A 23,109-nucleotide genomic window follows, 5' to 3' on the forward strand; every position below is an offset into this window, starting at 1 on the left:
ACTAGCTTGAACCACTCGACTTCATCGAACGACCCGGCCAACACCCCGTCACGATCCGCCGCGGAGGAACCGTCCGTCGCAACCGAATCATCCAACGTCGCATCGGACAATGCCGCGGCTGCGGTCGCTCGGTATCAGGAACAATTGGAATCCATCAACGCGCGCTGCGACGTGCTGGCGGCAAAGGACCAACTGCTAGGAAAAATCCGCGTCGGCTTATTCCTGGCTGCGATTGTGTTCTGGTTGTTGGGCTATGCATCGAACGACGTCCCCAGTGCCCGATGGATCGGTTGGATCGCGTTTGCATTGTTCTTTGTTGTCGCGACGTTGAACGAACCGATCCGCGACGCGATCGCAGAAATGAAACGTCATCGCAGCGTCTTTGAACGCTTGATTGCCAGACTCAATCGAGACTGGAATGCGTTGGCCACCAAGCGATTGACCTCTTTGTTGGCCAGCGTCGAACTGCACGGCCATCGTCGTGAAGTCGCCGGAGACCTGGATCTGCTTGGACGTGCGTCTTTGTTTCACCTAGTTTCCATGGCGGCAACGACGCCCGGCATCCGGACGCTAGCGCAGTGGTTGTCAGGCCCATCGATCGCTGAAACCGCAGCCGAGCGAGCCAAGGCGGTCGACGCCCTGGCCCCGATGCGAGACCAACGAATCCGTTTTTACACGCTGGCCCGGGATGTCGGCGAAAGCACTGGCGATCCGGAACAATTCACCCGCTGGGCCACCGGCGACACCTGGCTCCAGAAACGTTCTTGGCTTTCCAGCTGGGCGCTGATCAGCGTCGTTTTGACGTTCGTCATGCTAGGTGCATTGCTGTTAGGCGGCGCCGGATGGTTGCCTGCGATGGCGTTTCGGATTGGCTTGGTCGGACTGATCTCGTTGATTGTGATCAACCTGCTGATCACCACTCTGATGCTAGGACCGGCGCACGAGATCTTTTCGATTGCGATGGCGAACCGACGGATGGTGACGGATTACGAAGAGATCTTTTCAGCAGCCACCTGGCTGCCGGTAGGCGACGACGATCGTGGTGGAGTCCTATCGCGGATTCGCAACCGAATGGTCGATGGCGACCGCTGTGCGGTGCAGGGCATGCGTCAACTGCAACGAGTCGCGGCAGCCGGCGGCCTACGCCAATCGGCCGGTACATTTTTGCTGTACCTGCCGCTTCAAGCCTTTGGACTGTGGGACGTTTGGGTCCTGAAGCGACTGGAATCTTGGCAATCCCATTTTCGCGACCAGGTGGCCGATTGGTTCGAAGCCTTGGGCGAACTGGAAGCGTTGATGTCGATCGCCGCCCTCCGCGATGAATACCCCACGTGGGCACGGGCCACATGGAACCAAGATCCGGCCACTGCCACCGTCAAGGCAACCGCCATTGGACACCCGCTATTGCCCGATTCGGCTCGCGTTCGAAATGACGTGCAAGTCGGGCCGCCGGGGACACTTCTGTTGGTCACCGGCAGCAACATGTCGGGCAAAAGCACGATGTTGCGAAGCGTCGGATTGAACGTCGCCTTGGCCGGCGCCGGCGCCCCCGTCTGTGCCCAGCAATTCGAAACCGCTTCGATCGAATTGGCCACCAGCATTCGTGTCAGCGACGATGTCAGTGAAGGCGTTTCGTTCTACATGGCCGAACTAAAACGGCTCAAGAGCGTCGTCGATCAGGCTCGGCAGATGGCCAAAATCAATGATCGAGTTTGCCTGTTTTTGTTGGACGAAATCCTGCAGGGTACCAACAGCCGCGAACGGCAGATTGCCGTCGTCCAGGTGCTCCGGCACCTGATGGATTCACGTTCCATCGGCGCGATCACCACGCACGACCTGGAACTGGCTGACGAACCGGAACTGCAGTCGATCGCAACCACCGTTCACTTCCGCGAAACAATCCGCCCGGACGCCAAAGGCAACGAACAAATGACGTTCGATTACCAAATGCGTCAGGGTGTATCACCGACCACCAACGCCCTACGGCTGTTGGAAATGGTCGGGCTGGGCGATCACACCCCCGAAGACTGATCGCCGAAGGCTGATCGCCGAGGACTGATCGCCGAGCTCTCTGAATCCGCGACCAACCGATCACAACGTTGCGAGACTCGCCAAGAGTTTCGGCGCACCGGGGAATCACCGAAAGTCTTGGCGGCTTGCGTTTGCGACCCGATCAGTGATTGATGACGTCGATCAGTCCGCGCATGCGGCCCAAGGAACGGCGGTTGAAGTGAAAGACCAATCGTGGCATCTCGGCCAAATCGGGCTCGCCACTTTCCTCTGGCAATGCGTCACGTTGCTGAAACGTTCCACCGGCCAGGATGTCGCTGTATTCGGCCCGGATCCGTTCCAGATGTTCATCCGTCAAACGACGCTTCAGCCGCATGACCACGTGATCATTCACGTACCGCATGCTGTGGTAAACCTTGTAGAAACCCAATACCGTATCCATCGCTTCGTCGATTGAATTGGTGATCCGGTATAGATTTCCATCGGCCGGGCTGATCATCCCGTTGCCAAGCAGTTGCTTGTCGATGAATTTGCCCATGTCATGCCAGTAGCTGCCGCCGGGATGGTCGACCAGCACCAACGGAATCATGGTTTGTTTTCCGGTTTGCATCAGGGTGATGGTTTCGAACGCTTCGTCCAGCGTTCCGAAGCCGCCCGGCAAACAGATCACGGCGCTACATTCTTTGACGAACATCAATTTGCGAGTGAAGAAGTACTTCATCGTCACCAGTTTGGCGTCCCCGTCGATGTATGGGTTCGCGCTCTGTTCAAAGGGCAGCATGATGTTTAGGCCCATCGACGCTTCCCGACCGGCACCACGGTGACCGGCTTCCATGATCCCACCACCGGCACCGGTAATGACCATCCAACCGTGCCCGGCAAACCGTCGGCCCAGTTCGACGCCCGCTTGATATTCGGGGTGTTCCGGTGGCGTTCGCGCCGACCCAAAGATCGTGACCTTGCGGCGACGCCGGAAAGGACGGAATACCGTAAAGGCGTACCGCAGTTCACGAAGTGTCCGTGACAGGATCTTCAAGTCACCTCGCGCTGTCTTGTCTTTTTCCAGCCGATCGACGGTGTGTCGCATCACCCGAAACAGGTCTTGGGTGTCGACCGTCGGAATCGGTTCGTCGGCCGGTTGCGGTCGCGAATGCTCGTCTTCGCCAATCGCCTCGTTAGGCAACGATTCGGGGAGATGCTTCGGCTGTTCGTCCTGATCCATATAACTATTGAAGGGGCCGGTGGAGTAGAAAATTGCATCGGCCTGCGGGGAACCCACAGGCCGATGCGGAATTTCGATCAGGCAGCTGCCGTCGAAGCCTCGGTGGATTCTATGTCAGCGGCCGGTTGAACGGGGACAATCCCCAGGGCACGCCCCATCACAATCGCGATCGGGGCTGCAGCAAAGCTTAGCAGAGCTCCCATCTTGACCGAATCCTGGATTGGACCGGGAACGGTAAACGCCGCCACGGAAACAAACAGAGCGACGGTGAATCCAATCGCTGCCACGGCCCCCAAAGTGACCACGTGCCGATAGTCCATCCCGGCGGGCTTCTCCAGCTTCAAACCTTTCTCGGCAAAGTAGGTCATGCCTGTGATCCCCAGTGGTTTGCCGATGAACAGTCCGGCCAAAACCAGCCATGTGCCCGTTCCCAAACTGCTCATCACCACGCCCGCGTTGATCAATCCAAACAGCCCCAGGAAACACTCCACCGGCAGCTTCCAACAGTGCTCGAACTCGCTCAGCGTGTCGTGTCGATCAAGTTCTTCCCGGGCAAAGATCCCCAGGTCGGTGTGGGCATGAGGCAACAGCGGAATGATCGGTACCAAACCGAGTGCCGGGTGGATATTGGCCTGATAGAAACTGAACCAACAGATGGCACCTGGCCCCAACAGGTACGCCCAGTGCGAGTGGACTTTCTGGCGTCGCAGCAACATGGCGCCACACATCGCTACCAACGTAAGGCATAGCCACTGTGGCACGATCGGTGCCTGTGGGTAAAACAGTGCCAGAATCATCAATCCGGCCGCGTCATCGGCGATCGCCAACAACAACAAGAACGCGATTGCAGGGTGCCCCGCACCAAACACGATGCGTGCCACCAGATAACTGAACGCAATATCGGTCGCGCAAGGGACCGCCCAACCGTTGCCAAGATCAATCGTGGTCCCCGTGAAGTACGCCCCCAACATGAACACCCCGGCCGGTCCCAGAATACCGCCCACGGTGGCTAACAAAGGGGTCGCAGCCTTGCGAGGTTCGTGCAGCGATCCGCCCGGCAGCAGTGATTCCCAGACTTCCTTGGCCGCGATCGCAAAGAACAACGCCATCAAGATATCGTTGACGATGAAGTGCAGGCTGAACCCATGTTGGGCGACCTGTTCCACGTCCGAGTCTTCGCCAGCGGACGAGACCAACGTCGCATCCACCTGGTGATGATCGGATCCACCTGACCACAAAGAGGTCACATCAAAGTGGACAAAATCGTGGTACGAATGGCTGCCGGATTGGTGCGCCATATTGGCCCAAACCAATGCGGCCAGTGCACCGACAATCAACAGGAATGAATTATCTACGAGCTTGCGGAACAATCCGCGTGGTTTTTCGTGACCGGACATGTGCCCCTGCGCCCCATACGATTTCTGGAAAGGTGTCAGGGCCGTTGTCGGAAACCTGACGTGTGCTTTCGAAATCGTTGGTCACACCTAGCCCTTTCGAGCCGAGCATCAACTTCCATCCGCGGGGATTCTGGCAAAATCGAACGATTGTGCCGATTATCCCCGCTGATCGACGATCCGCGACGTTAGAACGCCATTTGCGGGGCATTCGGTGGCGCCGCCAGGGTATTCAAGAACGCCAGGATCGCGTGTCGATCGGAAAGCGGCAGTTGCAGGAATCGATCCCGCGTTCCCGCCGATTCGCCACCATGCATCGCGATCGATTCCAACAGCGTTTGGGCCCGACCATCGTGCATGTAGGGTGCCGAATCCCGTACGCCCCACAGCGGCGGCGTCCGCCATTCCTGGTTGAATTTGGTCGGCTCGAAGTGAATTCGGTTGTACACCGTCTGACGGACCGTACTCTTTCGTTCAATCTTTGCATTCATCACAAGCCCGTACAGATCCTTGGACGTGCTGGAAGAGAAATTCTTTTCGTCGTAAGCGAGGTCCACCAATAGCAATCTTTCCTTGGGGACCGAAGGGGCAACAAAGTGAAGCCCTCGCATTGCAACGCCGCCGGGTCGGGCCGCAATCGATTGCGATCGCCCATAGTACGCTCGGTTATTGGGTAGCTGCGGAAGATCATCTATCCTTCCGGACTCCGCCCTGACAGCGCCCCCCCGGCCCGAATCCAGTCGACCGGAAACGGTCGTCTGATCGACATTAATCTCCGTGGCAGGCCCATAGTAGCCGCCGACCATCATGGTCCCGGTAACGCGTTCGGTTCCTGCCATCGAAAGCCGGGTCGCCGGGGTGGTTCGAATGATGTAGGGCTCGGCATGATTCAAGTCGACCAATTCGTGTCCCATATCGTGCAGCAATAGGTCGCTGTAGATTTCACGAGCGGGCCCGATATGAGGAAGGTGACAGACGGCGCATCCCACCGATGCAAACATCTGTTCGCCACGTTCCACTTGCATTCGCGATTTGGAATCACCGGGAACATCACGCACCGGCGCCGGCAGGGCAGCCATGAAGTCCGCCATCGCTTCGATCTGTTCATCGCTGATGTCGACTCCTGAATTCCGATAGCCGGGCACCATCGGGTCAGCCGGTTGCGGTTTGCGTTTGGTTTCCAAACCGACTTCGTTCGCACAGGCCTGGTCAGTGAACTCCATCAACGAAGCGACGTTCCCCCGCCATCCAAACTTCCCGATCTTTCCGCTCCGCAGCGTTGCCGGTCGGCCGCTGATCTCGGGATGCTGCTCCTGCGACTTTGCAACCTTGATGATTTCAGAATCGGTCACCCGATCGATGGCACCGGCGCCGAACAACGCGGTCGTGTTTCGCTGAAACAGCCGTGCGCGAATCGACATTTGGTATTTTCCGATCGCGTTATGAAACAACACCGGCATCGACGTCGCACTGCGCACTTCGGGCGCACTAACGGGTCCGCCATGGCTGCTGAATTCGGCCGGCAACTGTTTCAAAAACGCCGCACGACTCTGGGCAAACGCGGGTGAACCACCGTGATGCGACATCGCCAAGGTGTTGATCACCGTACCGTCGCTGAGAATGAACCCCGGATGAAAGGTGCTGACCATTCGTTTGATAATATCGGTGTCGACCGGCCCACCGACGATCTGCATTTCTTCGATGCCGATCGAATGTGCGTTGTGCTCGGCGGCACCCCCACCGCCCACGCCGCCTTGACTGTGGCAGGCCACACAGGACTGGCCATTGAACAGCGGCCCCAAACCATCGCTTGAAATGGCACGGTTGGCGGGGGTCCAATTGCGTTGGAACAACTGCTGCCCCTGCTGGACCGAGATCGGTGATACCGCGATCGCCGATGACGACCACGAAATCGATGTGACCGCCGTCGCGGCCATCGCTAAACCGAACAGAAGTGAACGTCGCATTGGAAACCCCCATCTAGGAAACGTGAGAAAAGACCTTCGGAGTCGCGTTTAGCGATTGAAACGTTTCAATAGACCAACGACTCGTCCGGGTGGACTGTTCTGAAATACGGGTAGTGGTTTTGTTTTGCCAGCGGGCAAGATGACGTAACGCAGCAACGAGTTGCCACGAACGTCGATTGGCGTCAGATCGCCGCCGCGGATGGCCGCCGCCAACTGCTGCCAATCGACTTCGCGATAACGCGTCTTGGTCGCCAATTCCTGCACACGTTGCCAACCGGCACCTGCACCGCTGGTATCGTCAGATATCGGCGGCCAAGGAATGTTTCGCAGTGCGGTGGGTGGCTGAATCGAGAACACAAATGTTTCGTCCTTGCCAAGTGTCTTGATCTGCTGGACCAATTCCGATGCATCAAAGTCACCGCGAATCGCCGGGTGTCCCCAAATCAGTTCAACCAGGGTGGGCCACTGCTGGTCGACCTGGATGCCCGCGATGAAGGGGATCATCGCTTCGCACCAAGGACGACGGGTTTGAATGTGTTGTTCCAAAGTGACTAGCCGTTCAACATCCGATGCTTCCGTCAAACCGAACCGAAGCCTGACGTCGGCAAGGTACATATCGCCAAACCGTTCGTTCAGAACCAGCATGCGTTGCGTAGCGACTTGATCGAACGATTCATAAGAAAAATCGGGTTCCAATTCGCCGATCCCCCTGTCTTTTACTCCCCCACGGTCGTCCGCCGCACCGTCCATCGCGACAACGCTTTCTTCTAAAACTTGACGCCACAGGCGGTCCATTCGCTGGCTGCTGCGACCGGCCAAATTGGCGACGACCCGCTGGCGCCCCTGCGTGTCGAGCGAACGTAAACGTTGGAATTCTTGACCGTCTTCGATCAAAGTCAAAAGATCGTCCGCATCGGGAACGCCGACCAAAAAACTGGCCAAGCGATAGTGCCCATCGCAAAGCAGCACGACGGCGCGGGCTGTCCCGTTGCTGACTTTGCCACCGGTCAATTCCCTTGGCAAGCCAGCCGGCAGCCATTGCAACATCAGCTTCGATCGCAGATCGGGCCGACGGTGCCGCAGTTCCCGAAAGGCGTCGGCAAACACGTCGGTGCACCAGCCATAGACGCCATTGGGTGCATCAACCGCAGCCCGCTGGTCATCACCATCCGCCACGTCGACGGCATCATCGACGCGAATCGGTTCATCATTGGTGATCAACAGCAGGACCAGTTTATCGTCCGCTTCGGTTGCAGAAATTGGCCCGAGAGGGTCGCCCCAATGAATCGCATCATCCGCAACCAACGCATCGTCCGCCGATAAACCAGTGGCCGTGCTGCCGCTAACGACGGCGACCCCAAACAGGACGATCAAACAAATGCACTGACGCATCACGTGGCCCCCGAACGACGATGAAAACCCGACTCGGCGAAGCCTTAGTCATAGGAGCACCGCCAAGGCACTGTCAATCAGATTCCGTGGCTGATGTGCGTGTCGCGCGCGATCTGATCCGCCGCCAAATAGGCCATCGTCATCACCGATGCGGTCGGATTCCCGAGCGGCAATCCGGGCAACACGGACGCATCCACCGCCCACAAACCGGTGGAATCCCGCACACGAAATTCAGCATCCACCACCGAATCATTGCGACGACACATGCGACACGTCCCAACTGGATGGTAAAGCGTTTGTGCATACCGAGACATCGACTTAGTGATCGCTTGGACATCGGATCGTCGAGTCCCTGGCAATACTTCGTCGATGATGAAATTGGCAAGCGGATCACGGGCCGCGATCGCGCGTGCCATTTGGACCCCCCCAGCTAAGGATTCTGCGTCCCGGGCATCCGCGAAATAGTTCGACTGGATCAATGCGGGTTTTGTCGGATCTACGCCACCGAGACCAATCTGCCCTTGTGATAGAGGCTGAGTCAGGTTGACGGCAATTGTCATCACTGCGACTTCGCTGGGCGTGGGAAAGGTCAGATAGTTTGTCGGCGTCACATGCAGTTGAAATCGACCATCGCCGAACAGCCCACCGCACTCGGCGACATTCGATGCGACCTGGCCGGTGCCCAACATCTGCCACCTGGCCACGTCTCGAAGAGGCGGATTCAGACGAAATATTTTTTTTGCTCGCGTCTTAAAAATCACGGGCATCACTAGATGATCCTGCAATTGTTGGCCCACCAACGGTCGCGGGATGCGAACATCGATCCCGTGGGTCAACAGATCGCTCGGGTTCCCGACACCACTTCGCTGCAGGATCGTCGGGGTGGCGATCGCGCCGCCACATAGAATGACGCCCAAGCGGCTGACAAGATCGACGGTCGCCCCATCCTTCATCACCGACACGCCCATGGCCCTGTCGGAGTCCCATAGGATCCGATCGACAGTGGCACGAACGACGGTGCATCCGGACAACATCGGCGTTAGGTCCAACCTTCGTCCTTGCCGATTGAATCGACGGTAGACCATCGGCGTCGCGCCGTCCAAATCTTTGGCAGCGGCCAAAAACGACTCGGATGATTCGCTTAGATAACGCGGCGATTCAGGCTGGATCATCGCTTCGGTGGCCAGCGCCGCGTTTCGCCAATCTGCGATCGAATGTCGACCACCGCTTGCTTCGGCCCAAGAATCAAAATCCGATTCGGTGGGCGAGAACCAGATCATGGCGTTGATCCGACTGCTTCCGCCGATCCCACGACCGCGTGGCCAGGCCAGTTTTCGATTCGCCAAACCGATGTTAGGACCGGTGGTGTGATTCCAATTTTCGTCGGACTCGATCAGTTTCATCCAACGCGAAGGGCGCTGGCGATCGATCGGCGGTGCTTCGGCCGATGGCGGTTCAACGACCATCACGTTTAAGTCCGTCAGCGCCCGCAAACGACAGGCCATCATGCAGCCCGCCGACCCGGCGCCGACGATGATCAGGTCAGGCGATGTCATTGTTAACTCCCACTAGAATCCGACCGACGGTCGCAAGAACGACCCGGTGCACAATATTTCTGGCACGATGTGCCTCCAACGCTTGTCCCACCCGATCGCTTTCCTGGGGCCAGCGATGTGAAACTTGCGGATCGACGCACGCGATCACGACCGCTTCGGTTGCACCACGGATGGGGCCAATTCCGATCAATACGGCCAAAACCGATGCACGGGGACGCATCCGCGGTATTTTCCGGGCGACGCCGGAGGACGACGGGGCGGGCCCCAGGCAAGTGTAGCGGGGGTCGCGGGCGGCTGGGACGTCCCGCGACGGTGGACGAATTGCCGCAGCAGGAAACTAGGTCGATGGTGAACTTGGCCGCGGTTGACTAGGATTCCGGGGTTCCCGTTCGCTTCGAAATTCACGCACACGAAAGTTCGATGACCGCAACTTCGAAACCATCGTCCCGATTCATCGGGATCACGACCGCTCCCCCCGACGCTATTCTGGGATTGACGGAGGCTTTCGCAGCCGACACCAACCCTCAGAAAATGAATCTCAGCGTCGGTGTCTACAAGGATGCGTCCGGGCAGACCCCTGTCCTGAAATGCGTCAAAGCTGCTGAAAAGTGGCTGGTCGAGAACGAGAAAACGAAGGGCTATCTGCCCATCGATGGACAGGCCGACTATCGCCGTCATGTACGCAACCTGATCTTTGGCGACTGCGTCGAATCGGACCGCGTGTCCGTCGTGCAGACCCCCGGTGGCACCGGTGCACTGCGAGTGGCTGCCGGTTTTTTGAACAGCCAGTTGGCACCGATCCGCGTTTGGATCTCCACACCGACTTGGGCTAACCACAACGCGGTGTTCACATCCGAGCATGTTCCGCAGGAAGCCTACCGCTACCTCGCCGACGACAAAAAGTCGTTCGACTTGGATGGCATGATCGACGACCTGACCAACAACACCCGGCCCGGCGACGCAGTCCTGCTGCACGCCTGTTGTCACAACCCGACCGGTGTGGACCCGACTGCGGAACAGTGGGACCAGATCGCCAGCGTCGTCGCCGAAAAACGACTGCTCCCGATCATCGACTTTGCTTACCAAGGTTTCGGCAACGGTCTGGCCGAAGACACGGTCGCGGTACGTGCGATCTTGAAGGTCTGCGACGAAGCCATCGTGTGCAGTTCATTCTCGAAGAACTTTGGCTTGTACAGCGAGCGTGTTGGTGCCATTTCGATCCTCAGCGGCGACGCTGAAATGGCGGGTGCCGTCCAAAGCCAATTGAAAACCTTGGTCCGCAGCAACTACAGCAATCCACCGCGTCATGGTGCGGCAGTGGTAGCAACCATCTTGGATGATGCCGACCTGACGCAGATGTGGCACGACGAGCTGACCGAGATGCGGACACGCATCAAGCGGCTTCGACAACAGTTCGTCGAAACGATGAAGAAGACTGGCAAAGGCCACGACTTCGGATTCTTGCTAGACCAAAACGGCATGTTTTCGTTTAGCGGGCTGAACAAGATGCAAGTGGATGAACTCAAAAACAAACACAGCATCTACATCGTCGGCAGCGGCCGAATCAACGTCGCCGGGATGAGCGAAGATCGCATGGATCAACTCTGTGCAGCCATTGCGGACGTGATTGAAAACTGATGACGGCGGCGAATCAGGCACCGGATGACTCCGAACGCGAACTACGCGAGCAAATGGCGGCTCGCGGACGTTCGCTGTTCGAGCGTCGGTTCACCCACGGCAGCACCGGCAACCTGAGTGTCCGGCTAAACGATGGGATCCTGGTCACGCCGACCGATTCCAGCCTGGGCAGCCTGGCCCCGGATCGGATCGCCAAAGTCAGCTTCGACGGCGAACATCTAGCCGGCGACCGTCCATCCAAGGAAGCGTTCCTGCATCTTTCGATGTATCGATCGCGTCCGCAGGAATTCGCGGTTGTGCATCTGCACAGCACGTATTCGGTAGCGGTTTCGTGCATGGCCGAGATCGACCCCGAAAACGTGCTGCCGCCGATCACTGCCTACCAACTGATGCGAGTGGGACGTTGCCCGCTGGTACCGTTCTACGCTCCGGGCGACATGGAACTGGCCGCCGCGGTGGGGGAACAAGCGAAAACCACGCGTGCGATGCTGCTGGCCAATCATGGCCCGGTGATTGCCGGGAAATCGCTAGCCGCCGCCGTCGCGGCCGCCGAAGAGTTGGAAGAAACGGCTCGGCTGTTCCTGCTGCTGCGTGGAATCCCAACACGTCTGGTACCCGACTTCCACCCCTGATCGGCCAACCGGAACGAAGTAGGCCGGAACAAGGAGCGCAGCGACGCAGATCCGGCAATCACCCGCCCCGACCGCAGCGAAACAATCCGGAACGACGCATCGCTTCGTCGAGCCCACGGTGTTGGATTGAACGATCCGGACATCGTGTCAGCGTACCGCATCCCTCGCTACCGCGCCGTCAGAGCGGCGCGCTGATCCAAACCCGTTTCAAATTTCAATCGTCGTAGCTTTGCGTTCAAACGGAAGCGGGTCCGTGCATCGAACCGAACCGTCCCAAGAAGAAAACGCCGGCTGAAGCCGGTACTACGAACGGAGCGGACGATCACCCGATTTGCGGGTCACGAACTCCTTCGCGATCTCGATCACATAGCTCGTTTGATTGCCTTTGCCTCGGCATCGGCGTCGTACCGCGGGTTGGGCTTGCTGGGGACCGGCGCCCCGGTGGCTTTCCGCCAAGCGACCAATTCATCATGCAACTGTTTGGTCTTGGCAGGATTCGACTCAGACTGATCATTGGATTCGCCAATGTCGTCTTTCAAATTGAACAACATCAACTTGCCGTCTTCGAAATACTCGTGCAACTTCCAGTCGCCGCGACGAATCACGCTGCATGGGCGACTGCGATAAAGCGGGTCGCGTTGACCATCGGATTTCGAATACGCCTGCAGGTAGGCCGGAAAGTGCCAAAAGATCGATCGCGGCTCGGCGGCCGGTCCGGCACCCTTGATCAGCGGCACCAGGCTGATCCCATCCACCGGCTGGTCCTGCGGTAAATCAGCCCCCGTCATCTCGCACAGCGTCGGGTACAGATCCACCTGAATGATCGGCGTGTCACACTTCGTCCCGCCCTCTACTACGGATGGCCAAACGACAAAGAAGGGTTCACGAATGCCGCCTTCGAAATAGGTTCCCTTGTATCCCTTCAACGGTGCCATCGATGTGGCAGGTCCGTAGCCACCGTTGTCGGACGTAAAGACGATCGCCGTTTTCTCGTCCAGCCCAAGTTGATTCAAACGTGCAATGATCCGCCCGATCCCTTCGTCGACACTTTGGATCATCGCGGCCATGATCGCGTGATTGTGCAATTCGCCTTTCGGCTTCTGTTTGTATTTGGCGACCAGATCATCCTTACCCTGCAACGGCGTGTGGACGGCAAAGTGGGTCAAGTACAGCATCCACCGCGTGTCTTGGTTGCGATCGATAAAACCAATCGCTTCGTCCGTCAAACGGTCGGTTAGATATTCGTCGTCGGGCGCGTCTTCCAATCCCGGTGCCTTGGGGTGTGGCGGAAAATAACCCCTCGGTGGACTACCGCTGTGGGTGCCCGCGAAATTGAAATCGAAACCGTAGGGCAGGGGATCGTTGCTAACATGCCACTTGCCGATCGATCCGGTCCGGTATCCTGCATCACGTATCTGATGGGCCCAGGTTCGGATATTGGTCGGCAACGTATCGACACCGGGAACATGTTCCAGCTTGCCATACTTCGGATTGCCACGTCGCTCGGTACCGACATTATAAATTTCGTGCCGCGGAGTGTACTGTCCCGACAACAAACAGGCCCGTGCGGGGGCGCAATTGGCGGCCGAGGAATACGCGTTGGTGAACACCATCCCGCGTGCCGCCAGGGCATCCAGATGAGGCGTTTCATAGAAATCGCTTCCCATGAACCCACAGTCTCGCCAGCCGAAATCGTCCAGGTAGATCAACAACACGTTGGGCCGCTGATCGGCCTGCGTCGCCGATCCGGATATTGTCCCCGTCGCTTGGTCGGCACCTGCGATTTCGCCGCCAACTGCGCTGGTGCAACCAAACGCAGCGAATAGAAAGACAGCGAATACTAGCTCCGCAATGCTTCGGATCCGACGCCGCCCAAGACCACCTAACATCGAAACCCCTTGGATAGAAACGTATCGATCAAGCATCCGATAGCACCGTGATGTTCGTGAGCCAATCAAGAAAGAACGCGGCCGATCGAAAATCGATGTCGGCATCGAAGTTAAGGGCAGCGGAATCAAGCCAAAATTTCGCTCACCACTCGGCTCTGCTCGACGCCGGTCAAACGTTGATCCAATCCACGGAATGGATACACAAACCGTTCTGCGTCGATGCCCATCTGGTTCAAGATCGTCGCATTGAGGTCACGGATGTGAACCGGATCCTTGGTGATATTGTAGCTAAACTCGTCCGTCTCGCCGTGCACCACTCCGGCCTTGACCCCACCACCTGCCATCCAAACGGTAAAGCATTTGGGATGGTGATCGCGTCCGTAATTCGTTTTGGTCAAACCGCCTTGGCAGTAGATCGTGCGGCCGAACTCGCCGCCCCAAACCACCAGGGTATCGTCCAGCATTCCACGTTGGCGCAGGTCGGTCAGCAATCCCGCCGATGGTTGATCCACGTCACGACATTGATTCGGAAGATCCTTGGGAAGCTGACCATGTTGGTCCCAACCTCGGTGAAAGATCTGTGTGAACCGCACGCCACGCTCGGCCATTCGACGCGACATCAAACAGCAATTGGCAAAGGTTCCCGGCTTGGTCACATCCGGCCCGTACAGATCCAAGACATGTTGGGGTTCATCGCTGATGTCGGCCAGATCGGGAACACTGGTCTGCATTCGGAACGCCATTTCGTACTGGGCGATGCGAGCATTGGTTTCCGGGTCGCCAATCTGTTCCGCCGTCGACTGGTTCAACCGGGCCAGCGAATCGAGCATTCGACGGCGAACGCTCGGGTCGACTCCGTCGGGGTTGGACAGGTATAGGACTTTGTCGCCACTGCTGCGCAGCGAGACCCCCTGATACTTGCTGGGCAAAAACCCGCTGCCCCACAATCGGTTGTACAGCGCCTGTGCCTGTTGACGCCCCGTCCACGAAGCCGTCATCACCATGAACGCCGGCAGATTCTCGTTCTCGGTCCCCAAGCCATAGCTGAGCCAGGAACCCAAACTAGCCTTCCCGGGCAACTGATCTCCGGTGCAGATATAGGTGATCGCCGGATCATGATTGATCGCTTCGGTATACATCGATTTGACCAGCGCAATCTCATCCACTTTGCCGGCCATGTGCGGGATCAGTTCGCTGGCCATCGTCTGGTTCTGCCCATGGGGCGAAAACTTATAGATGCTCGGCGCGATAGGAAACCGCGACTGTCCGCTGGTCATCGTCGTCAAACGTTGACCCTGGCGAATCGATTCGGGAAGATCCTTGTCGTACCAATCAGCCATCGCGGGTTTGTGATCCCACATGTCCATCTGGCTGGGGGCCCCAGACATGAACAAGTAGATCGCCCGGCGGGCCTTGGGTTCATGATGCGGCAGCGACGGCAGACCGCCCACGCGATCCGAACTGGATGCGGGCGTGGCGACCACATTGCCGGCGTTGAGGGACGCCAGCGCCGCAGCCCCTAAACCGGCCGACGTCTGCGAGAAAAATGAACGCCGCGTCAGGCGATTGATGATTTCTTGATTGTTCATATCAATGGAGTCCGCACTATGAATGATTGACGCTATCGAAGACGGCAACGTATCGGGGAAAACTATTTCGAAACGGTCTCGTCCAAGTTCAGCATCGTACTGGCCAAGATCGTCCAAGCCGCTGCCGCCGCATCCGACCCTTCCATCAAACTTGCCGCCAATTCGGGGTTCTGGTCGTAGTACGCCTGGGTATCGCCGAGCAGTTGTTGCAGTTCGACTCGTTCGCGGGCGTTTGGTAGACGAGCGGTGACGGTTTCGAACAGCCAGTCAATCCGCTCGGCTTCCGATTCGATCCCCGACTGCGATCGCGCCCGTTTGCCCAGCGCCTTGGCGGCTTCCAAATACTGGGTTTCGTTCATCAGCAACAACGCTTGCAACGGCGTATTGGTGCGTTCGCGACGGGCGGTACAGGATTCCCGACTAGGCGCATCCAAGGTTGCCATCTGCGGCGGAGCGCTGGTTCGTTTCCAGAACACATACACGCTGCGGCGGTTGACTTTGTCACCGGTATCCGCGGTGAACTTGACGGTATTGCTGCCGGAGTAACCGACGGCGGCCCAAAGCCCATCAGGCTGTGGCGGCTTCACGCTGGGGCCACCCTGCGAATCCACCAACAATCCGGCCAACGCCAGCGACTGGTCCCGCAACACTTCGGCATCCAGACGATGCCGAGGCCCACGAGTCAGCAGCCGATTGTTGGGATCCACACGCAACATTTGGTCATTGAATTTGGCCGATCGACAATAGGCATCGGTCAACACCAACGACTTCAACAACCGTTTGACATCCCAACCATTGGATTGAAAATCAACCGCCAACCAACGCAGCAAATCAGGGTGGCTAGGCGGTTCGCCCTGGCTACCAAAGTCCTCGCTGGTCTTGACCAAACCGGTTCCAAAAAGCTGTTGCCAAAAACGGTTCACCGCCACACGCGCCGTCAACGGATGCCCGGGCATCGTCAACCACTGGGCCAAGCCCAGACGATCCATGGGTGCGTCGGCGGGGAAGGCCGGCAAGAAAGAAGGTGTCGATCGCGGCACAACTTCACCGGGTTGGTCATACAGACCACGCTTCAACACATGCGCTTCGCGCGGCGTCGGTAATTCCTTCCACACCAACGTGGTCGGAATTTCAGACTTCAGTTTTTCGTGGGCTGCCAGTGTCCCTTTCTGCTGGTCGATCAGCGCCAACCAATCGGGGTGCAAACAGTAGACCTTGCGGTAGTAGTTTTGCAGCGAAGTGCGGACATCGTCAGAGCGTTGGTCGACGGGCGTCTTCACCAAATCGCGAAGCTGCTGCGGGATCGCGATGGCGGGAGATCGAAATGCAAACGTCAACTTCGAATCATGCGAGTGATTGACGACGCGAACGTAAAGATCGTTGTCGCCCTTTTTCAGCGGCAATTCGTACTCATCGGCCAGCGGTTCTAAATCACCGGCATCCTTGTGAACGCCGATCTGATCTTTCCCCAGGAACACCATGTATCCATCGTCCCCGCCGATCATGAACGTCACTTTTTGGTCGCGTGGCGCATGAATCGTTTGGTGCAAAACAAACGCCGTGGGCTGATCCGCCACCACTGGCAAATCGTTGACGAACACCTCGGCCAGATCATTTCGATGCTGCCAGGTGTACGATCGATTGTCGTGCTTGAAGACTTCGTCGGACTTGAATTCCAACTGTTCCGACGCAAACCGGCCTTCGTATCCAGCCGCGGGCTTCGATAGCGGGAACGGCCCCGCAGTATGAACGTCGCCTAGGGTGACCCGTTGTTCCGCAGGAACGCTAGCGATCGAATCGCTGAGCGATAGTCGCACCTTTTTGAATTGATGATTGGCGAATTGCGACTGATACTTCAATTGGATTCGAATCTTTGCATCGTCGCCTTCGACGACCAGCGATGGGATCACGAACCAAGCCGATCGGCCGCCGACCTGTTGGTGACCCGCGACCGCCCAACCTTTCCCTGCGTCCAACTTGCCGTCATGTGCCCGTTCGATGCGAAACTGGTCGCCACTTTGTTCGACGTCTGCGAACGCCGAGGCAATCGGAACCTCGACCCATTGGCCCGGTACCGACGCGTCCATGGTTTCGATCGTGATTTCGGTCAACACGACATTCCCATTGGATGATGCCCCCACCCGGTCCTCGGGACGATCCACCAGCGCTTCTAGGTACAGCGTCTGCCACTGAACCCCGGACGGAATCGCCGCGACGATCGTCGTCGTATCCTTGGCGGCCGCATCACCGACCAACACAACGGATCCATCGGCCAGTGTTTTCATTTCCACCTTGGCTTCGGACGACACTTCGGTTGGCAGCAGTGGCCGAAACTGGGCGGCGACCTGTTCGGCAAGCGAAGATTCCCAAACCCTTTGGGCAGCATCGACCGATTCGATCGGCCCTTTCTTTTCAGCTTCCAATTCGGCCAATGTTGTTTTGAACTCTTGCAACAACGACTGTTGATTCTGGTCGGGCACCGAGATCACTGGCTGGTGATCCTTGACGTTCCCGTCCATCGCCCGCCCGTCCAAACTGTTGAAGAACGCGTACAGCGAGTAATAGTCTTTTTGCGAAATCGGATCGAACTTGTGGTCGTGGCAAACAGCGCAGCCCGTCGTCAGCCCTAGAAACACGGTCCCAAACGCATCGGTTCGGTCCATGCAATTGCGAGCGAAGACTTCGTCATAGATCGATCCGCCCTCGTTGGTCGTCACGTTCAACCGATTGAAACCGCTGGCGATCCGTTCCTTGTCCGTCGCGTCGGGCAACAGATCCCCCGCCAACTGATCGGTAATGAACTGATCAAAGGGCATGTTGGCATTCACCGCTTCGATCACCCAATCGCGATAGGACCACATCTCGCGATAGTTGTCCAAATGCAGACCATGGGTGTCGGCGTACCGGACCAGATCCAACCAATAGCGACCGACGTGCTGACCGAAATGGGGTGACTGGATCAATCGATCGACCAACTTCTCGTACGCATCCGGCGACGTATCGCTGAGAAACTCTTGGATCTGATCACGTGTTGGTGGCAATCCCGTCAAATCCAAACAGACGCGGCGCAGCATCGTGCGTCGGTCGGCTCGGCCATTAAGCGGCAATCCGACTTCCCCGGCCGCCGCTTCGATGAACTGGTCAATCTGGTTGGCCGCGACAGCGGGATCGGGCGACGTGACTTCGTCGGTCGGCAACGGTTCAAAGGACCAATGCGAATCGAACTGACCGCCCGATGCAATCCAATCCCGCAGTGTTGTCTTCTGTGCATCCGACAGCGGCTTGTGATACTTCGGCGGCGGCATCAATTGATCGGTATCGTCGGAAGTGATCCGCAACACCAGTTCGCTGGCATCGACGTCCCCTGGATCGATCACATCGGCCACGCCATCGGCGGTGTCCAACCGCAGTCCCGCAGCCCGCTCGGCTTCGTCTGGCCCGTGACACGCAAAACAGTGGTCCGACAGGATCGGCCGGATGTCGCGAGCAAAATCGGGATCGGCAGCGGTGGCGGTCGCTGCTGGCAGGATCACAGCGAACAGAACCATCGCTGGAACAGCAGCAATCGTAGCAAAAGGGGCAATCGCAGAAATTCTTCGATGCATGATGATCGCGGGGAGGGTGGGAGAGCAATTGGGGCGGGATGATGGCTGGGTCTTGGTCGGCATTTCGTCCAGCGGGGCATTCACCCCCTTCCGCCCCAGTCTAACGCGGGCTTGGTGGTTCACCAAATACTGGTTTCCAAGTGACAAAAGGTTATGTTATCGGCCATACCGGGCCCCGCTGCGGGCCCCCGTCCGTCACCGCCAATGACCCTCTTCTCCCCACGGGCCTCTTCCTGTCATGCCGCGACTTCCCGACGATCAAATCATCGAATCCATTCGCCTGTACCGTGATTCGCTGAAACAGACCCAGGCCCTGTACATCGAAAGTGGCCAGTTGATCCGTGGTTCGTATGGTTGGCTTTCGGGGGGGGAAGACGCCGATGCGGCGTCGATTGCCGAACAAATGGACGACCTGCATCAGGGATTGTTGATGAAGGTTTTCGCCGGTGTCGTCCCCAACGCCAGCGGTCGCACGATGGAACAACGCCAACTTGGACGTGTGTTGCTGGAACACATTTGGGGCAAATCGGTGATGGGCAACCAACTGCATGAAGCGGTCGATTGGCTGATCGAAGCTTCGGCAGACTTTCGTTGGAGCGATCTGGTTCGGCCCTTTGCAGAGATTCCCGCGATCCGTGACCGCTGGGGAGAACTCGAAACACTCGCCATGCGTCAGGCCAATCTGCTGGCGTCGGTCGATGGCGACATCAGTCTGCGCGACAACACCAGCATCGCGGCGATGCAGTCCCAGTTCGACCAGATTCATGGCAAAGCACCGGAGACGCTTGCCAACGAAACGGACACCAACAACGCACGCGAGGCGATCCATTGGCTGCGCGACGAAGCCAAGCGACTTCGTGACGGCATCAGTCCCCAAGCCGCCGAAAAGCCGACTCCGATGGCCGGCCCCGGCGGATCCGGCAGCCATCGACCGACCGACGCCGCTTCGAAATCGGCCGCCGCCAAAACCGCACCGACACCGCCCGATGACCGCACCCCCGAACAGCGTTTGGCCGATGCGCGTGCCAAATTGGATCGCCTAGTCGGCCTGGATGCGATCAAAGACCAGATCGAAACGCTGACGAACTTTCTGAAAATGGAACGTCTTCGCGAAAAGGAAGGGCTACCGACCACTCGGCCGAGCCTGCATATGTCGTTTGTCGGCAACCCGGGCACTGGCAAAACAACCGTCGCGCGAATCGTCGCCAACATCTACGGTGCGCTGGGGATTCTGGAAAAAGGGCACCTGGTCGAAACCGACCGTAGCGGACTGGTCGCCGAATACGCCGGCCAAACCGGCCCCAAGACCAACGCCAAAGTCGACGAAGCACTCGACGGTGTCCTGTTCATCGACGAGGCCTACACGCTGATCGACGAAAGCGGCCAAGACCAGTACGGCCGCGAAGCGATCCAAACACTGCTGAAACGCATGGAAGATCAACGCGATCGATTGGTGGTCATCTTGGCCGGATACCCAGTCGAAATGCACACCATGATCCGCAGCAACCCGGGCCTCAGTTCACGCGTCGGCACGACGATGACGTTCGACGATTATTCGCCACAAGACCTGTGCCGGATCTTCGAACTGATCGCCAACAAAGCCAAGTACAGCCTGCCGACCCAGGCGCGACGTCGCCTGCTGCGTGGGTTCACGTACCTGTTCATCAATCGCGATCGACACTTTGGCAATGGTCGCTGCTCGCGCAACAGTTTCGAACGCAGTGTCCGCAAACTGGCCAACCGATTGTCGACCCTTGCCGACATCAACCGCGAACTGCTGACGACGCTAGAGGCCGACGACATCGAAGTCGCCGGCGTCTCGGACGCTCACCTGGCAGCGATGGCGGACGAGAAAGGGCAAGTCCGTGTGCAGTGCCAGCATTGCCAAGCAGCTCAAGTCATCGACGACGAGTTGTTGGGCACTCAAATCGACTGCACCGAGTGCGAAGATTCCTTTGACGCCGATTGGGGCGATCCCGTCGCCGCCATGGTCGGCCCGCCCGAAGACGAAAAAAAAGACGAAGCGGCCGGTTAACCGCGGATCACAGGTTCGCACGACAAACGTTATGAATGTCGTTGGGTTCCCGTCGCGAATGTCGACGATTCACCGTAGCGAATGTCGCCAAGACTTTCGGCGATCCGACGGCGCATGGGCCGAAACCCTTGGCGATTTTCGCTCGCCTTCCATGCTTGTGGGAACGCCGATTGGTGCGAATCCTGATCTTCGGCTGCGGGCTACTTTGCCAGATCGACGGCCACGATTTCTTTGTCGTTGCGGGCGTAGATGGTTTGGTTGGCGTAGGCCGGATGGCTCCACACGACCGATCGACCAAAACACTCGCTGGTCGGTTCCAGGATCGGTGTGCGGCCTAGGTCGTGGTAACCGTCTGCGGTCAGGCGGGCCATCAGCAGGTCGCCAGTCTCGCTGAAGATCAGATACCGATCGGTTCCATCGATTCGTGTTAAGAACGCCGTGCCGTGCTTGATGAATCGCTTTTCGCCTGGCTTGGTCGCTTCGAACGTTTCCCACAACCGCGAACCATCTTTGCTGTCCACCGCGATCAAACTGCCCTTATCGCAATCGGTTCCATAGACAACTCCGCCTGTGAAGATAGGCGTTGCATTGGCACTGTGAACGGCATTCTTTGGTTCGCCACGCCACAGTTCTTTGGCCTCCGGTCGCTGGCTGTCCAATTGAATCATCAACGCTTCGACCCGAATGCCGCTTGCGTACATCAGGTCACCATCGACCATCGGGCGAGCGATCGCCATGTCGAACTCCGGTGCGATCGGAATGCTCCAGTACTGGGATCCCGTCGCAAGGTTCAAACTGGTCACCGACACGGGGGTATAGGCGATCAGTTGACGAACGCCGCCATGTTCAATGATCGACGGTGTGCAGTACCCCGCGTTGCAATCCAGCGTCTTCCATTTCACGTCACCGGTTAACTTGTCCAGCGCCACGATGCCCTGTCCGTCACCGCCGACCATGGTGTAAAGCAAGTCGCCATCGACCAACGGATGCGATGCAAATCCCCAGATCGGAACTTCGGCACCGAAGTCCTGTTTGAAACTGCGTTTCCAAACCAGTTCGCCATCGCTGATTCGCAGCGCATGCAGATCGCCTTCGCTGCCCAAGATGTAAACCAGATCGCCATCGACCGTCGGCGTGCACCGAGGACCGGCCGGATAGGAAATGCTGTAAGGGCAATCGTAGGCATACTGCCAAACCTGTTTGCCGGTCTCGGCATCCAGCACGGTCAAGCGTTCCTGGCCCTTCAGTGCGGCTCGTTGCCCCGGATTATTGAACGATTCGCCATCCGTCTTCTGGTAGTCAAAAACGAACACTCGGCCCTCTGCCACGGCCGGTCCAGCGTACCCACCGGCGATCGGGACCCGCCACTTCACATCCAGACCGTCGGCAGGCACCTCGTCGATGATTCCTGTTTCGCGGTACACTCCGTCTCGCGTTGGTCCCATCCACCCTGGCCAATCGTCGGCCATCGCGGCGGTTGCTGTGGCGCCAAGCATGCAGATTGCTGCAAGCGAGGCCGCTGTTTTCGAGCCGACGCGAAACCGGTCAGAAAATCTTGAAAGCATAGGTGCGAAGTCCGTCGTAAAAAGCGGGTTGAACGATTCCAGGGATCCGGATTATAGGCAACCGAAGATATTTAGATGACCACCGAAGTAAACCATCCGACATCCGAGCGATCACAAATGCCGAAAACTCTGGTTTTGATGCGTCACGCGAAGAGCGACTGGGGCGATCCGAGCCTTTCGGATCATGATCGGCAGTTGAATCGGCGAGGATTGCGAGATTCTCCCGTCATGGGTCAGTGGCTTTCCCAATTTGGTGCCGTGCCCGATCTGGTGCTTTGTTCGTCGGCGGTACGGACGCAAGAAACCGTCGACGGGATGCAGGAGGCCTGGTCGACCGATCCACAGCTTTCGGTTCTGGATTCCCTGTACTTGGCCAGCCCCGAAACGATCTGGCGGACCGCGGCGTCCGAGGGCGGCCAACACGACTGTGTAATGCTGATCGCCCACAATCCGGGGATCAGCCAGCTAGCCAGTATGATGGCCGATCGCGGAATGGAGATGCCGACGGCGGCCATCGCGATTTTCCGATTCGACATCGCCGACTGGAGCGAACTTTCCAGCGGAACGGAAGCCGAGTTCGTCCAGTTCATGAGCCCCAAACTACTCTAGGGAATT

General features: G+C 58.0%; 14 protein-coding genes. 5 read left to right on the forward strand and 9 right to left on the reverse strand.

The genetic code is table 11. From position 1 onward, the window contains the following. The first annotated feature begins 6 nt into the window (after positions 1-6). On the forward strand, positions 7-2,031 hold the full coding sequence (locus K227x_RS28220; RefSeq protein ID WP_145175971.1) for a MutS family DNA mismatch repair protein: 2,025 nt from the start codon (positions 7-9) through the stop codon (positions 2,029-2,031). 142 nt (positions 2,032-2,173) lie between these two features. Here the strand turns inward: K227x_RS28220 and K227x_RS28225 are convergent, their stop codons facing one another. From K227x_RS28225 to K227x_RS28245, 5 genes are all read right to left on the reverse strand, one after another. Further along, a complete protein-coding gene (locus tag K227x_RS28225) occupies positions 2,174-3,232 on the reverse strand; it encodes an LOG family protein (protein ID WP_145175974.1) in 1,059 nt (352 codons plus the stop codon). A gap of 77 nt (positions 3,233-3,309) precedes the next feature. Continuing rightward, positions 3,310-4,629 carry a Na+/H+ antiporter NhaA gene (locus K227x_RS28230; protein ID WP_145175977.1) on the reverse strand — a complete coding sequence of 440 codons (1,320 nt, stop codon included), beginning with the start codon at positions 4,627-4,629 and terminating at the stop codon, positions 3,310-3,312. Between the two features lie 185 nt (positions 4,630-4,814). Continuing rightward, the gene (locus K227x_RS28235) at positions 4,815-6,593 is read right to left on the reverse strand and encodes a di-heme oxidoredictase family protein (protein WP_145175980.1); all 1,779 of its coding nucleotides are present in this window, start codon (positions 6,591-6,593) and stop codon (positions 4,815-4,817) included. A 48-nt stretch (positions 6,594-6,641) separates the two neighbouring features. Then, the gene (locus K227x_RS28240) at positions 6,642-7,985 is read right to left on the reverse strand and encodes a hypothetical protein (RefSeq protein ID WP_145175982.1); all 1,344 of its coding nucleotides are present in this window, start codon (positions 7,983-7,985) and stop codon (positions 6,642-6,644) included. 77 nt (positions 7,986-8,062) lie between these two features. Next, positions 8,063-9,541, reverse strand: coding sequence for a GMC family oxidoreductase (locus K227x_RS28245; protein WP_145175985.1), 1,479 nt, complete (start codon positions 9,539-9,541; stop codon positions 8,063-8,065). A gap of 420 nt (positions 9,542-9,961) precedes the next feature. Between K227x_RS28245 and K227x_RS28250 the strand changes: the two genes are divergently transcribed. Both K227x_RS28250 and otnC read left to right on the forward strand, forming a co-directional pair. Beyond that, positions 9,962-11,179, forward strand: a complete 1,218-nt coding sequence (locus K227x_RS28250) for an amino acid aminotransferase (RefSeq protein WP_145175988.1) — start codon at positions 9,962-9,964, stop codon at positions 11,177-11,179. Beyond that, on the forward strand, positions 11,179-11,811 hold the full coding sequence (gene otnC / locus K227x_RS28255; RefSeq protein ID WP_145175991.1) for a 3-oxo-tetronate 4-phosphate decarboxylase: 633 nt from the start codon (positions 11,179-11,181) through the stop codon (positions 11,809-11,811). Before K227x_RS28250 ends, otnC begins: the two co-directional genes overlap by 1 nt. A gap of 362 nt (positions 11,812-12,173) precedes the next feature. Here otnC and K227x_RS28260 read toward each other — a convergent pair whose 3' ends face one another. The 3 genes from K227x_RS28260 to K227x_RS28270 form a co-directional block, all read right to left on the reverse strand. Then, complete coding sequence (locus K227x_RS28260) at positions 12,174-13,736, reverse strand: sulfatase (RefSeq protein ID WP_246146351.1); 1,563 nt, start codon at positions 13,734-13,736, stop codon at positions 12,174-12,176. 89 nt (positions 13,737-13,825) lie between these two features. Beyond that, positions 13,826-15,289: a DUF1501 domain-containing protein gene (locus K227x_RS28265; RefSeq protein WP_145175994.1), complete on the reverse strand. Its 1,464-nt coding sequence runs from the start codon at positions 15,287-15,289 to the stop codon at positions 13,826-13,828. A gap of 62 nt (positions 15,290-15,351) precedes the next feature. Beyond that, positions 15,352-18,894, reverse strand: coding sequence for a PSD1 and planctomycete cytochrome C domain-containing protein (locus K227x_RS28270; RefSeq protein WP_218933606.1), 3,543 nt, complete (start codon positions 18,892-18,894; stop codon positions 15,352-15,354). 238 nt (positions 18,895-19,132) lie between these two features. On the opposite strand from K227x_RS28270, the gene K227x_RS28275 reads away from it, so the two are divergent. Continuing rightward, positions 19,133-20,929 (forward strand): AAA family ATPase, encoded by a 1,797-nt coding sequence (locus K227x_RS28275; RefSeq protein ID WP_145176000.1) that lies wholly within the window; start codon positions 19,133-19,135, stop codon positions 20,927-20,929. 200 nt (positions 20,930-21,129) lie between these two features. Here K227x_RS28275 and K227x_RS28280 read toward each other — a convergent pair whose 3' ends face one another. After that, positions 21,130-22,425, reverse strand: coding sequence for a PQQ-binding-like beta-propeller repeat protein (locus tag K227x_RS28280; protein WP_246146352.1), 1,296 nt, complete (start codon positions 22,423-22,425; stop codon positions 21,130-21,132). 144 nt (positions 22,426-22,569) lie between these two features. Here K227x_RS28280 and K227x_RS28285 point away from each other — a divergent pair, with 144 nt between their 5' ends. Next, entirely contained in the window at positions 22,570-23,103 is a 534-nt protein-coding gene (locus K227x_RS28285; RefSeq protein ID WP_145176006.1) for a SixA phosphatase family protein, read from the forward strand. Positions 23,104-23,109: the final 6 nt, after the last annotated feature.

The sequence above is a fragment of the Rubripirellula lacrimiformis genome, from assembly GCF_007741535.1.
GTDB classification, from domain to species: domain Bacteria; phylum Planctomycetota; class Planctomycetia; order Pirellulales; family Pirellulaceae; genus Rubripirellula; species Rubripirellula lacrimiformis.